Source organism: Duganella sp. GW821-FHT07F09 (genome assembly GCF_059418705.1).
Window position 1 is genome coordinate 786266 of the sequence record NZ_JBWKQJ010000001.1, and the last position, 12690, is coordinate 798955.

The 12690-nt window shown below is 69.3% G+C and carries 11 protein-coding genes; 5 read left to right on the forward strand and 6 right to left on the reverse strand.

Going from position 1 to position 12690, the window contains the following annotated elements; all coding sequences use genetic code 11:
* Positions 1 to 10 precede the first annotated feature (10 nt).
* Positions 11 to 910 (forward strand): LysR family transcriptional regulator, encoded by a 900-nt coding sequence (locus AC07P1_RS03620; RefSeq protein ID WP_494694536.1) that lies wholly within the window; start codon positions 11 to 13, stop codon positions 908 to 910.
* Between the two features lie 230 nt (positions 911 to 1140).
* A complete protein-coding gene (locus AC07P1_RS03625) occupies positions 1141 to 1605 on the forward strand; it encodes a hypothetical protein (protein ID WP_494694537.1) in 465 nt (154 codons plus the stop codon).
* Positions 1606 to 1626: 21 nt separating this feature from the next.
* On the opposite strand, the gene AC07P1_RS03630 is transcribed toward AC07P1_RS03625, so the two are convergent.
* Both AC07P1_RS03630 and AC07P1_RS03635 read right to left on the reverse strand, forming a co-directional pair.
* Positions 1627 to 2283 (reverse strand): RhiA family protein, encoded by a 657-nt coding sequence (locus tag AC07P1_RS03630; protein ID WP_494694538.1) that lies wholly within the window; start codon positions 2281 to 2283, stop codon positions 1627 to 1629.
* Between the two features lie 119 nt (positions 2284 to 2402).
* Positions 2403 to 3032: a RhiA family protein gene (locus AC07P1_RS03635; protein ID WP_494694539.1), complete on the reverse strand. Its 630-nt coding sequence runs from the start codon at positions 3030 to 3032 to the stop codon at positions 2403 to 2405.
* A gap of 297 nt (positions 3033 to 3329) precedes the next feature.
* Between AC07P1_RS03635 and AC07P1_RS03640 the strand changes: the two genes are divergently transcribed.
* On the forward strand, positions 3330 to 3560 hold the full coding sequence (locus AC07P1_RS03640) for a hypothetical protein (RefSeq protein WP_494694540.1): 231 nt from the start codon (positions 3330 to 3332) through the stop codon (positions 3558 to 3560).
* A gap of 75 nt (positions 3561 to 3635) precedes the next feature.
* Positions 3636 to 5153 carry a sigma-54-dependent transcriptional regulator gene (locus AC07P1_RS03645; protein WP_494694541.1) on the forward strand — a complete coding sequence of 506 codons (1518 nt, stop codon included), beginning with the start codon at positions 3636 to 3638 and terminating at the stop codon, positions 5151 to 5153.
* Here AC07P1_RS03645 and AC07P1_RS03650 read toward each other — a convergent pair.
* From AC07P1_RS03650 to edd, 4 genes are all read right to left on the reverse strand, one after another.
* Positions 5145 to 5741: a hypothetical protein gene (locus AC07P1_RS03650; protein WP_494694542.1), complete on the reverse strand. Its 597-nt coding sequence runs from the start codon at positions 5739 to 5741 to the stop codon at positions 5145 to 5147. The genes AC07P1_RS03645 and AC07P1_RS03650 overlap by 9 nt on opposite strands.
* Entirely contained in the window at positions 5738 to 7945 is a 2208-nt protein-coding gene (locus AC07P1_RS03655) for a protein kinase domain-containing protein (protein ID WP_494694543.1), read from the reverse strand. Before AC07P1_RS03655 ends, AC07P1_RS03650 begins: the two co-directional genes overlap by 4 nt.
* Positions 7946 to 8231: 286 nt before the next feature.
* A complete protein-coding gene (gene eda / locus AC07P1_RS03660) occupies positions 8232 to 8855 on the reverse strand; it encodes a bifunctional 4-hydroxy-2-oxoglutarate aldolase/2-dehydro-3-deoxy-phosphogluconate aldolase (RefSeq protein WP_494694544.1) in 624 nt (207 codons plus the stop codon).
* A 3-nt stretch (positions 8856 to 8858) separates the two neighbouring features.
* On the reverse strand, positions 8859 to 10781 hold the full coding sequence (gene edd / locus AC07P1_RS03665; protein ID WP_494694545.1) for a phosphogluconate dehydratase: 1923 nt from the start codon (positions 10779 to 10781) through the stop codon (positions 8859 to 8861).
* Between the two features lie 249 nt (positions 10782 to 11030).
* On the opposite strand from edd, the gene pgi reads away from it, so the two are divergent.
* Complete coding sequence (gene pgi, locus AC07P1_RS03670; protein ID WP_494694546.1) at positions 11031 to 12680, forward strand: glucose-6-phosphate isomerase; 1650 nt, start codon at positions 11031 to 11033, stop codon at positions 12678 to 12680.
* Positions 12681 to 12690 lie beyond the last annotated feature (10 nt).

Genomic DNA, 12690 nt, shown 5'->3' on the forward strand with positions numbered 1-12690 from the left:
AATAATTTCGATGGATAATTTACGGCGGCTCGACCTGAATCTGCTGGTGACGCTTGACGTCCTGCTCTCGGAGCACAACGTCACGCGCGCGGCGCGGCGGCTCAATTTTTCGCAGCCGTCGATCAGCGTGCATCTGGCCAAACTGCGCGACATTTTCGGCGACCCGCTGCTGCTGCCCGGGCCGCGCGGCATGAAACCGACCGCCAGGGCCGAGGAGCTGCGCGAGCCGTTGCGGCAGGCGCTGGCGGCGCTTGGACGCGCGGTGTCGCCGGCGCAGCCGTTCGAGCCGGCGAAAGCGGATCAAACGTGGCGGGTGGCCGCCACCGACTACGGCGAATCGACGATCCTGCTGCCGGCGCTCGCCGGCCTGCGCGCGCTGGCGCCCGGCACCCGGTTGGCGGTGCTGGAGATGAACCCGGCGCGCATCGCGCGGCAAGCGGAGCAAGGCGAAATCGACCTAGCCTTCCACACCACCGAAGGCTCGCCGCCGGGCATGCGGCGCCGCACGCTGTTCGTCGAGCGCTATGTACTGGCCGGCCGCGCCAACCACCCGCGCCTGAAGCGCAAGCCGACCCTGAAGCAATATTGCGCGCTGGAGCATGTGCTGGTGTCGTCCGACGGCGGCGGCTTTCATGGCGTCACCGACGCCGCGCTGGCCCGTGTCGGCCTGTCGCGCCGGGTGGCGCTGTCGGTGCCGCACTTCCTGTTCATGGTGTCGGTCCTGCAAAGCACGGACCTGGTGGCGATGCTGCCGGAGCGGCTGGTACGCGACAACCCGGCGCTCAAGATTGTCGAATCCCCGGTCGAAATCCCCGGCTACGAAATGGCGATGCTCTGGCACGAGCGTTCACACCGCGACCCCGCCCACCAATGGCTGCGCGAGCATATCCAGCAATCCGCGCAGCGCTGACCGGGTATTTGCGCGGGAGCGCCGGCGCCAACGGCCGCAGGGCTGTCAACGCTGCCGCGCTTTACATGTCAACGGCCCGGCCTTGACATGTAAAACGGTCGCCGGGCGGGCGCGGCGCCGGGCCCGGGCGGCGCCGGCCACGCTTTTTCGCGTGGCATGCAACTTGCCATAAGGAGGACAGGCGCCGGCGCGCAAGCCGGCATCGCACATTCCACGTGGAGACGACCATCATGCATATCCAAGCCACGACGCCGGCGCAGGCCACCGATCGGACCGACCCGTCACCGGCGCGCGCGCCGGCCGGCGGCGCCGCCTTTTCGCTGCACTTCGACGTCAGCCTGGACGAGGAACATGTCTTCCTGAGCATCACCCAGGGCCAGCGACGCCTCGACCTTGGCGAGCGCGTCCACCACTATGCTTTGCTCACGCTGGCGCGGCGGCGCCTGGCCGACCGCGCCAGCGGCATCGATCCCCACAGCCAGGGCTGGATCGACACCGAATTGCTGTCGAAGATGCTGGGCCTGGAGGCGGCGCACCTGAACATCCAGATCTTCCGCGTGCGGCGGCAAATCGCGCTGGCGCTGCCGGCGTCGCCCGAGGTCATCGAGCGCCGGCGCGGCCAGATTCGTTTCGGCACGCCGCTGGTGTCGATCGCGCGCGGCTCGGCCATCGAAGCGCCGGGGCCGCGAGATTGAGCGGCCGGCGCCCGCCTCCGCTCAGATAGTGGTGGGCGAGAACGTCAACGTGTCGTCGAGCGTGTAGCGCAATTGGGTAGCTCCGTCGTGGAACGGAAGGCGAACCGGGACGGTCTCGCTGACGACCGCGCTCAACAGGCGCATCGACGCCGGCGGCGGCCGCAGCGCCATGCCGGCCTCCGCGTTGGTGACCGTCAGGTAGTAGACGATCCGATCCAGATCGAAGGTGTAGACGGTGTTGGGCGCGCCCCGCATCGCCAGCGCGGGAGAACCCTCCAGGTAGAGCGCAACGCTCATCAACGCGGCCTCGCCGACCGTGAAACTGAGGTCGGTGGCAAGGTTGACGCTGTTCCCCAGCCCGGGATCGCGGTAAGGCTGGCCGGCCTCGAAGCCGCCGTTGTAGCCGATCGGCAGCGTGTTGTTGCCCTGCGCGGACAAGGGATCGACGCCGACCGGCGCCTGTCCGCTGACGTATCGCAAACCGTAGTCCAGCGGCGCGGCGCTTGTCCCCCACCCCAATCCGAACGCACCCTTCCTCCATGAGAATACGGAACTGCCGGTGTCGGGGATTTCCCTCACCGACCACACCAGCGAATAGCCGCCGCCGGCGTCGGCCATGAATACGGCGACCGTTTGCGCGGCGCCACTGTTGTTGTCGATCGTGACCGAGTAGTTCATGTGCTGTCCTCACTGGTGGTGGTGGCCATGCGCCGCCGGCGATGGCCGATGCCGTGGACGCCGCGCCGCCGTGGCGGCCGGCGCGGTGTCCACGATGGGGTCTGCCGGTTCAGCGGCGGTCAGACCGGGACGAACTGCAGCGTATCATTGAGCTTGTACTTCAGCGACGTCACGCCATCGGCGAATTCGAACCGCGTCGGGCTGCTGACGAAGGTGCCGGAGACGGCCACGCCGCGCTTCGAATCGGTGGTGCAAATCCAATAGGTCGGGTGGGTGTCGAACAGGACCTTGCCGTTGGGCCGGCCCTGCATGGCGAACGCCGGTAGCGAATTCATGTACACGCCCAGGCTCATCGACTTGGCCTCGGGCACCGTGAAGCTGGTGTCGGTCGTTACCAGCATGCTGCCGGCCGGAACGTCCGGATCGTGGAACGCCGTCGGCGAGGTTTGGAACTGGCCGCCGGAGAAGGTCACGCCCATCTCGTTGTTGCCCGACGAGGTGTTCGGCTCCATGTGCTGGATCGGCCCGCCCGAGCTCCATTGCACGCCGGGCGCCAGCGGTTGCGGGGTGGTACCCCAGTTCAGCGCCCAGTCGATCGACCAGTTATAGACGTTGGTGTTGCCATCGTTGACGGTTTGCAGCAGCCACACCAGCGGCAGGCCGCCCGCCAGGTTCGGGTAGGTTTGATAGATGGCGATGTTGGCGGAGCCGCCGCTGGCGTTTTGCACGGAGATGGAATAGTTCGACATGGTATGTTTCCTTTAAAGGTGGATAAATGGTTCAGGCACGCATCACCTGCTCACCAGCCTTGCGCCTGTCGGCTGTCCCCGGCTGGTGGAACCCATCTTGCCGCCGGCGCCCGCCGCGCGCCATTACAGCGCCTTACAACCCATTACACCGCCGCCGCTGTAATGGCGTGTAAGGGGGCGTAATGGTTCGGCGGCGGCGCCATCCCTACACTGGCCCCGTCGGATCAACACGGCGCCCGTCGCCGCAGTCCGGCAAGACCGTTTCAACCATTCCATCTCACTGAAAAGAGGACAGCCATGACCACCATTACCCTGATCCAAGCAGCCGCCCATGACGCCACCGGGATTCATTTGATGACCGCGCGGCCGATGAACGTCAACCTGCACAACCTGCAGGGCGGAGCCATCCAGTTCCAATGCAGTAACCCGCTCGCCACCATCGCCGGCGCCAAGGAAGTCGAGATCACCTACGACGCCGCCCATGGCAGCCGCCACGAGACCATCCAGGTCAGCTCCGTCATCGCCTAGCCTGGCGTAGTGGCGCCACCGGGGCGGTGGCGCTTTGTTCTATAATTGGCCTCCGCCCCGCCCAGGACCGCCACCGTGATCGACGCCGACAACACCTTGACCACGCCGCTGCCGGCTTGCGCCTCGGACGACGCCGCCATGCTCGGCCTGACCATCCTGTGGCACCCCGATAACGAGCGCGTCGGCGAGCAGTTCATCGCGCCGCCGGCCGCCGGCGCGCTCGAACTGAACCGCTTTTCACCCCTGTTCCGCGCGCCCGGCGGCGACGGCCTGCCGCTGGGCCACCGCTGCGTCACGCGCGCGCCGCTGGGCATCGCCTGGGAGGCCGGCGGCGGCCTGTCGATCGCCGCGCCCGACAGCCGCATGGCGGTCGACATCAACGGCCGCCGCGCCACCGCCACCACCCGCCTGTCGAAGGCCGAGCTCGAGCGCGGCGTGGTGCTCGCCCTGGGCGGCACGATTCTGCTGTGCGTGCACTGGATGCGCGCGCTACCGCGGCACAACGACGTGCCGGGCCTGCTGGGCGTGGGCGGCGGCGCCATCGCGCTGCGCGAGCAGATCGGCCAGGCCGCCGCCACCGACCTGCCGGTGCTGCTGCTGGGCGAGACCGGCACCGGCAAGGAGGTGGCCGCCCAGGCCATCCACGCGGCCGGCGCGCGCCGCGCGCGCCCCTTCGTCGCGGTCAACATGGCGGCGCTGCCCGAATCGCTGGCGGCGGCCGACCTGTTCGGCGCCGCGCGCGGGGCCTACACCGGCGCCCAGGCCGCGCGCGGCGGCCTGTTCGCCGAGGCCGGCGACGGCACCCTGTTCCTCGACGAGATCGGCGACACCCCGCCGCTGGTGCAGCCGATGCTGTTGCGCGTGATAGAGAACGGCGAATACCGGCCCCTCGGCGCCGGCGCGACGCTGCGCGCGCGGGCCCGCCTCGTCACCGCCACCGACAAGGACCTGCACGCGCGCGCGTTCAACCCGGCGCTGCTGCGCCGGCTCGAGGGCTACACGATCCGCCTGCCGCCGCTGCGCGAGCGGCGCGAGGACATCGGCGTGCTGCTGCGCCATTTCGCGCGCGAGGCCTGCGCGCCGGCGCCGCCGGTCGAGCTGCCGTTCGCCTTCGTCAGCGCGGCCTGCAACAGCGACTGGCCGGGCAATATCCGGCAACTGGCGCACGCGGTGCGGCGCGCCGTCGTCGCCGTGCGCGCCGGCCAGGCGCCGCCGGCGCCCGATCCGGGTCCGGTGAGCGCGCACGATGACGACGACGACGGCGACGCACGGGACGCCATCGGCGCGGCGCCGGCCGCCGGCAAGGCGCCACGGCGCCGGCTCGACGCGCTGACCGACGACGAGATCCTGCGCGCCATGGAAGACAACGGCTGGCGCATCCTCGGCGCGGCCGCGCAGTTGGGCATTTCCCGGCCGTCGCTCTACAAGCTGCTCGAGACCCACCCGCTGATCCGGCGCGCCGAGGCGATCCCGGCGCCGGAACTGCGCGCGGCCGTGGCCGAGCACGGGCCGGACGTGGACCGCTGCGCGTCGTGCCTGCGCACGCCCGGGGAGGCGCTGCGCCGGCACCTGCGCGCCAACGGCCTAATCTGAAGCAAGCGCGAAGCGGTGGCCGCCCCCGCGCGTGCCGCCCTCGTCGCCACGGCCCGACCCCACCTGCCCCTCCGGGTCGAACGAGAACACGCGGATGTCCGGTTGCAGCTGGTCGCCGCGAAAGATGCGCACCGTCACCGTCAGCGACAGCTCCCAGCGGCCGTGGGCGGTGCCGACGTTGAGCGTGCGCTTCCACTCCTGCGTGACGAGCCGGTAGCGCTTGTCGTGGTCGTCGACGGCGCTGGTGGTGAAGTCCAGCTCCATCTGGTAGCTGGCGCCCACCGGTTGCAGGAACGGCGACGGCGGCGCGTAGCGCACCGTCGCGTCGCCGCCGGCCGACACCACGCGCGGCAGGGTGAGCAGGCAGCAGTCGACGATCTGGAACGACGTGAAGCGGTCCTGCCTGCCACCGCCGAGCACGCGCAGATGGAACACCTCGCCCTCGCAAAAATAGATCTCGGCCTCGTACAAGCCGCTCGGGTGAACCGGCACCGAGCCGTCGGGCGAGGTGAACTTGTGCACCAGCTGGTCGCTGACCTGGTCGGCGTCGAAGGCGACGGTGAGATAGACGTCTTGGGACTGTGTCATGGCGTACTTTCTGGGGTGGGGGAACGGAAGCGGGGATCGCGCCGCAAGGCGAGCAGGTCGGGTTCGGTGTCGATCAAATGGGCGGGGTAGCCGAGCGCCTTGGCGCGCGCCAGCTCGGCCAGGGCGCCGCCGCGCTCGCCGGCCAGTTCGTAGGCGACGCCGGCGCGAAAGCGCACGTCGGCGTTGTCCGGCTCGGCGAGCACGGCGCGCCGGCTCCACAGCAGCGCCGTATCGCGCGCGCCCAGCTTGGCCGCGTACAGGCCGCGCCTGGACTGGTAGAGCACGTTGCCGGGCGAGCGCGCCAGCAGCGCCGCGAGCAGCGCCTCGGCCTGGCCGTAGGCGTGGCGCGCGTCGGCGCCGCGCCCGGGCAGCCAGCGCAGCGCGTCGGCCAGGTTGCCCCAGTACAGGTATTCGCCGGGGCCGCCCTTCTTGGCCGAGACCGCCTGCTCGAAGGCGCGCGCCGCGCCCGGGTAGTCGCCGCGCGCGAACAGCGCCGTGCCGAGGTTGGAATACAGGCGGCTGCTGGGGCGCACCTGCAGCCCGTCCTGCAGCACCTGCAGCGCCTCGTCGCCGCGGTCCTGCCGCAGCAACACCTGGCTCAGGCTGGCGTAGGCCAGCACCGAGTCGGGGTCGAGCGCGATGCTGGCGCGGAACGCCCGCTCGGCGGCCGGGTAGTCGTTGCGCTGGTAGTGCAGGCGTCCCAGCACGTCGGCGAACAGGCGCTCGGCCGGATAGATGGCGGCGGCGGCGTCGACGGCGGCGCGGGCGTCGTCGAAGCGACGCATGCGGATTAGCAGGTCGGCCTTGCCCCACCAGGCGAACAGGTTGCGCGGGTCCAGCCGCAGGGCGCGCTCGGCCGCGCGCAGCGCCTCGTCCTGGCGGCCCTGGGTTTCCAGCACCCAGCCGTGGGCGGCGTGGGCCAGCGCCAATTGATCGTCGAGCCCCAGGGCCTGCTGGGCGCTGGCGTCGGCGCGCCGCAGCCAGGCCTCGTCGCGGCCGGCGCCGAAGTACACCAGGCAGTAGGCCAGCGACAGCCCGGCCGCGGCCGCCGCGTTGCCCGGATTGCGCTCGAGCACGCCGGTGAACGCCGCCACCGCCGCGTCCAAGCTGCCGTCGCGGTCCGAGCGGCGCAACGCCTCGAGCCCGGTGCGCAGCGCCGCCGCCTCGGAGTATGCCGGCGCGGCGGCGCGCCACGCGACGGGCGCCCAGACCTGCGCGGCCAGTCCCGACGCCAGCAACGCGCACAGCGCGCCGGCCAGCGCCACCGTCCGGGCGCGCCATGGCCGGGACAACGCCGGCGGCCACATGGGCGGCCACAGCGCCGGCGGCCACATAGTCGGCCACAGCCGTCGGCGCGCCGTGGCCGGCGCCGGGCCGGGCCGCTCCATCAGCGCGCCGATCGCCACGGCCACGGCCGCCATCGAGCCGGTGCGCCGCGCCGGGTCGCTGGCCGTCATGGCGCGCACCAGGGCCGCGACGGCCGGATCGCAATCGGGCGGGAACGCCCACAGCGCCGACGAGGATTGCATCTGCGCGACCGCCAGCGCCAGGCCGGCCAGGTCGGGAAACGGCCGCTGGCCGGCGATCAGTTCGTACAGGATCACGCCCAGCGCGTAGATATCGGCGGCGGCGCCGGGCGCGCTCCCGGCCAGCCGCTCCGGCGCCATGTAGGCGATGGTGCCCGGCGCGGCGCCGGCGGCGGCGCTGGCCTGGGTGGCCAGCGGGTCGATGTGGCGCGCCAGGCCGAAGTCGAGGATGCGCACCCGGCCCGACGGTTCCATCATCAGGTTGGACGGTTTGAGGTCGCCATGGACCAGGCGGGCGGCGTGCGCCTCCTGCATGGCCTCGGCGATCTGCGCCGCGATCGCGAGCGCGGCGCCGACGGAGAAAGGCCGGTCGGCGGCCAGTTGCCGCAGCGTGCGCCCCTCCACCAGCTCCATGACGATCGATTGTGTCGCCGCGCCGCCGTCGATCGCGTACACCTTGACGAAGGCGCTGTGGCGCAGCGAGGCGGCCATGCGCGCCTCCTCCAGCAGCCGGTCGGAAGCCGGCGCGTCGGACGACACCTTGAGCCGCTTGAGCGCGACGCTGCGCTGCAACTTGGTATCCCACGCTTCGAACACCTCGCCGAATCCGCCCTCGCCAAGGCGCCGCCGGATGTGATACTGCGCGGAGACGGCGGGGTCGAGGGAAACGTCTTGCATGGCTGTCCAACAGGTTGTTCAGATCGTGGCGCCGGCCCCCGTCGAAGGCCGGCCGGCGCCGGCTGCCGGCATCGCGACACCGCCAGTGTTGCTTGTATTCTAACAGTGTTTTTTGTCTCAGGAAAATACGCGATGGATGTCGCCGCCGTCCGCGTTTGGCCGCGCGGCGGCCGGCCCGATCCGGTATCGAATTGCAAGCGAGGGCCGCCGCGAAGGCAAAAAAAAACCGCCCGGCTTGCACCGGGCGGCATCGACGCGTTAGCGTCGTTTCAGGTATTTGACGGTATTAACGCAAACCGCTGGCGGCCTTGGCCAGGTCGGTGATGCGGCCCCAGTCGCCGGCGGCGATGGCGTCCTTCGGCGTCAGCCACGAGCCGCCCACACAGGCGACGTTCTTCAACGCCAGGAACTGCGACGCCGTCTCCTGCGAGATGCCGCCGGTCGGGCAGAACGTCACGTCCGGCAGCGGGCCGTTGATCGCGTTGAGCATGCCGATGCCGCCGGCCGGCACCGCCGGGAACAGCTTCAGTTGGCGGAAGCCCTGCTCGCGCGCGGCCATCACTTCCGACGGCGTCATCACGCCCGGCAGCAGCGGCAGGCCGCTGCTCTTGGCGGCGGCGATCAGCGCCGCCGTCAAACCCGGCGAGACGCCGAACACCGCGCCGGCGTCGCGCGCGGCGGCGAATTCGTCCGGCTGCGTCAACGTGCCGACGCCGACGATGGCGCCTTCCACTTCCGACATGGCGCGGATCGCGCCCAGGCCGTGCTTGGTGCGCAGGGTCACTTCCAGCACGCGGATGCCGCCGGCCACCAGCGCGCGCGCCAGCGGTACGGCGTGTTCAGGTTCGTCAATCGCGATCACCGGGATCACGGCCGAGGTACGCATAATATCGAGCAGGGTCATAGTCATGATTTACGCTTCTTTCTTCATCGAGAAATCTTCATCGGAACCCGGCACGGTGTTGCCGACCGGGTCTTTGTCGTGCAGGCCGACGATCGTCGGAATCGGCGACGGCAGCGGGAACGTGGTCGCGCCCTTCTCCGCCTCGCACACGCTGTTGCGGAACATTGCGAACAGCTCGCGGCCCATGCCCACGCCGTTCGGCGTCAGGTCGGCCGTGGCCTGCTCGCGCGCGGCCCACACGGCCGGCTCCACCAGCGCCTCCAGGGTGCCGTTCTTGGCGCAGACGCGGATGATGTCGCCGTCGCGCACGCGGCCCAGCGGACCGCCGGCCAGGATCTCCGGCGACACGTGGATCGCCGCCGGCACCTTGCCCGACGCGCCCGACATGCGGCCGTCGGTCACCAGCGCCACGTGGCGGCCGGCGTCCTGCAGGTTGGCCAGCGCCGGCGTCAGCGCGTGCAGCTCCGGCATGCCGTTGGCGCGCGGGCCCTGGAAGCGCAGCACGGCGACGAAGTCGCGGTCGAGCTGGCCGGCCTTGTAGGCGTCCATGAAATCTTCCTGCGAGTTGAACACCAGCGCCGGCGCTTCCACCGTCTGGTGTTCCGGCTTGACCGCCGACACCTTCATCACCGCGCGGCCCAGGTTACCCTTGACCAGCACCGTGCCGCCGTCCGGCGAAAACGGCGCGGTGATCTTGCGCAGCACCGCCTCGTCGCCCGATTCGGCCGGCGCGTCGCGCCAGACGACACCCTGGCCGGCTTCGCCCAGGAACGGCTCGGTGCAGTGCGCGCGCAAGCCCTTGCCCAGGATGGTGGTGACGTCGTCGTGCAGCAGGCCGCCGTTGAGCAATTCGCGGATCACGAAGCCGGTGCCGCCGGCGGCGTGGAAGTGGTTGACGTCGGCGTTGCCGTTCGGGTAGATGCGCGTCAGCAGCGGCACCACTTTCGACAGCTCGTCGAAGTCGTCCCAGTCGATGACGATGCCGGCCGCCTTGGCGATGGCCACCAGGTGCAGCGTGTGGTTGGTCGAGCCGCCTGTCGTCAGCAGCGCGACGATGGCGTTGACGATGGACTTCTCGTCGACCACGTGGCCGACCGGCAGGTACTCGCTCGATTGCGCCGTGATGACGGCCGCGCGGCGGGCGGCGGCCTTGGTCAGCTCGTCGCGCAGCGGCGTGTTCGGGGTGATGAAGGCGGCGCCCGGCAGGTGCAGGCCCATGACTTCCATCAGCATCTGGTTGCTGTTGGCGGTGCCGTAGAAGGTACAGGTGCCGGCGCCGTGGTAGGACTGCGATTCGCCCTCGAGCAGCTCGGCGCGGCCGACCTTGCCCTGCGCGTACAGCTGGCGGATCTTGGCTTTCTCGGAATTGGACAGGCCGGTGGTCATCGGGCCGGCCGGCACGAACACCGCGGGCAGGTGGCCGAAGTGCAGCGCGCCGATCAGCAGGCCCGGCACGATCTTGTCGCACACGCCCAGGTAGACGGCCGAGTCGAACATATTGTGCGACAGCGCGACGGCGGTCGCCATGGCGATGGCGTCGCGCGAGAACAGCGACAATTCCATGCCCGGCTGGCCCTGCGTGACGCCGTCGCACATGGCGGGCGTGCCGCCGGCGAACTGCGCCACCGCGCCCACTTCGCGCACGGCGTCCTTGATCAGCGCCGGGAAGCCTTCGAACGGCTGGTGCGCCGACAGCATGTCGTTGTAGGCCGAGACGATCGCCACCGACGGCTTTTTCAATTCCTTCAACGACAGCTTGTCGTTGGCGGGGAAGGCGGCAAAACCATGTGCCAGGTTCGTGCACGCCAGGGCGCCGCGCTGCACGCCTTTCACACGCGCCGCCTCCAGGTGCGCCAGGTACGCGCCGCGCGAAGGTTTGCTACGCTCGATGATGCGAGCGGTGACACTTTCCAAGACCGGATGCAACGCCATGATTGTTCCTTATGAATGAATTCCGTGAAATTTTACTACAAAATCTCAAACACCGACTGTTTTTTCTCTTTTTTAGCTGGCAAACGCTGGCGAACGCCGGCACCGGAAAAGCATCCTGGCATGCAGGAAAAACCACCTCCAGAGCGATAAAAATTCTATTCTTTCAACAGTGTCGTAGTGAATTTACCGGGTTTTCCTGTATTATTCAGTGATCCCCTCTACCCTCTCAGACGAAGACGCCCGACCATTATGCGCCAGCCCGCCCTGACCACCCTCGCCAGCTTCAAAGCCCTCGAATCCCACGCCGCCGACGCCAAGCACTGGCAATTGCGCCAACTGTTCGCGCACGACGCCAAGCGATTCCCGACCTTGACGGTCGATGCGGCCGGCCTGTTCCTCGATTATTCCAAGAACCGCCTGACCGGCACCACCGTCGACCTGCTGCTCGACCTGGCCCGCGAGCGCGGCGTCGAAGGCAAACGCGACGCCATGCTCAGTGGCGAGAAGATCAATATTACAGAACATCGCGCCGTGCTGCATACGGCGCTGAGATTGCCGCGCGGTAAGATTTTGACGGTCGACGGCCAGGATGTCGTCGCCGACGTCCACGCCGTGCTCGACCACGTCAAGGAATTCACCGACCAGGTCCGTTCCGGCGCCTGGCTCGGCCACACGGGCAAGCCGATCACCGACGTCGTCAACGTCGGCATCGGCGGCTCGGACCTGGGCCCGAAAATGGCCGTGCTGGCGCTGCGCTCGTACGCCCATCCGCGCCTGAAGATGCACTTCGTCTCCAACGTCGACGGCCACGACATGGACGCCGCGCTGGCCCAGGTCGATCCCGAAACCACGCTGTTCATCATCGCCTCCAAGACCTTCGTCACGGCCGAGACCATGCTCAACGCCGGCACCGCCCGCACCTGGTTCCTCAAAACGGCCAAGGAGGAGGACCTGGCGCGCCACTTCGTCGCCGTCTCCACCAACACCGAGGCGGTCAAGGCCTTCGGCATCGACCCGGCCAACATGTTCCCGTTCTGGGACTGGGTCGGCGGCCGCTATTCGGTCTGGTCGGCGATCGGCCTGGCCGTCGCGCTGGCGGTCGGCTATGGCTACTTCAGCGACTTCCTGGCCGGCGCCCACGCCATGGACGAGCACTTCCGCACAGCGCCTTTGGCCCAGAACATGCCGGTGCTGCTGGCCATGGTCGGCTTCTGGAACCGCCAGTTCCTCGGCGCCGGCTCGCTGTCGATCGCGCCCTACCACCAGGACCTGAACCGCTTCCCGGCCTACCTGCAGCAGCTCGACATGGAAAGCAACGGCAAGCGCATCACCCGCGACGGCGCCGAGGTCGACACGCCGACCTGCCCGGTGGTCTGGGGCGAATGCGGCACCAACGCGCAGCACGCCTACTTCCAGCTACTGCACCAGGGCACCGACGTCACGCCGATCGACTTCATCGCCACCCTGCGCGCCACGCACGACCTGCCGGGCCACCACGACTCGCTGCTGGCCAACTGCTTCGCCCAGTCGGAAGCGTTCATGACCGGCAAGACCGCCGACGAGGTGCGCGCCGACCTGACCGCGCAAAAACTGGGCGCCGAGGAGATCGAGGCGCTGGTGCCGCACAAAACCTTCCCCGGCAACCGCCCGTCCAACACCATCCTGATGGACCAGCTGACCCCAACGACCCTGGGCGCGCTGATCGCGCTGTACGAGCACAAGACCTTCGTGCAGGGCGTGCTGTGGGACGTCAACAGCTTCGACCAGTGGGGTGTGGAGCTGGGCAAGGTGCTGGCCAAGAACATCCACGCCGAATTGACGGGCGAAGTCCAGCCGGAGCGCCACGACAGCTCGACCAATGGCCTGATCGTCATGGCCAAAGCGGCCCAGCACATTTAATCCGGGGACG